Here is a 1,086-nt window from a genome sequence, read left to right on the forward strand (position 1 = left end):
CCGTACGGTCATGGCGACCGGCCAGCACGTCGGCGCGGCGAAACCGCGGGCGGGCGGCGGCCTGGTGGTCAACCTGCGGGACGGCGTCGGTCTGTACGACGTGGACGGGGCCTTCTCCTGGCTCGTGACCGACCCGGTGCCCGGGCGCCGGGGCAACGACGCGGCGGTGGCGCCGGACGGGGCGCTCTGGGCGGGCACCATGCGCTACGACGAGGCGGCCGGCGGGGGCACGCTGTCCCGTGTGGCGCCGGACGGCACGGTGGCGTCCGTATCCGGCCCGGTGACGGTCAGCAACGGCACCGGGTGGAGTCCGGACGGCCGCCTCATGTACTACATCGACACCCCGACCCGGCGGATCGACGTGTTCGACGTCGACGGCACGCGCGTCCACGGCCGCCGTCCGTTCGCCACCGTCCCGCCCGCCCAGGGCTGGCCCGACGGACTGACGGTGGACGCCGACGGCTGTGTCTGGGTCGCCTTCTGGGAGGGCGCGGCGCTACGGCGCTACACGCCCGACGGCCGCCCGGACCGGGTCGTGGAGCTGCCCGTCCGCAGACCCACCGCCTGCGCCTTCGGTGGTCCCGGCCTGCGCGACCTGTACATCACCACCGCCCGGACCGGCCTGGAGGCCCCCCACCCGCTCTCCGGTTCGCTGCTGGTCCTGCCCGACGCGGGGCAGGGGCTGCCCGGGACACCGTTCGCGGGCTGACACCGTCCCGTCCGGCCCGTTGATCACCCGCACTTCGGGGTAGCAGACGCCAGGGAGGCCGACCGGGACCCGTGCGCGGGCGAGGGCCCGGGAACCTCCGTATAAAGGCCACAGGGCGAAGTGCGCGGAGGAGGTCCGGGATGCACGGGAGCGAACCGAGACGGACACGGACCCCACCCGTCCGCCAGGACCGCGGCCCCGTCCGGTTCGGCCCGCCCGCCCTCGACCCCGGCCTCCCCGCCCTGCCCGACCTGGTCGGCGTCCTGGCTGCCTCGGCCGACCGGACCCGGCCCGAACCGCCCGGCGGGGGGACCGCCCTGCGGGAGGCCGCGCGCGGCTACTGGCAGCGGCGGGGACTGCCCGGCGCGGCCCAGGAC

The 1,086-nt window shown here is 76.8% G+C and carries 1 protein-coding gene and 1 pseudogene; both read left to right on the top strand.

The window, feature by feature from the left end; translation table 11 throughout:
- Positions 1-709, top strand: a 709-nt coding sequence (locus IH13_RS0126145; RefSeq protein ID WP_031088410.1) for an SMP-30/gluconolactonase/LRE family protein, incomplete at its 5' end; no start/stop codon positions are given.
- A 140-nt stretch (positions 710-849) separates the two neighbouring features.
- Positions 850-1,086: pseudogene (locus IH13_RS0126150) on the top strand (pyridoxal phosphate-dependent aminotransferase); the annotation flags it as partial.

This window comes from Streptomyces sp. NRRL WC-3549 (genome assembly GCF_000721935.1).
GTDB lineage: Bacteria > Actinomycetota > Actinomycetes > Streptomycetales > Streptomycetaceae > Streptomyces.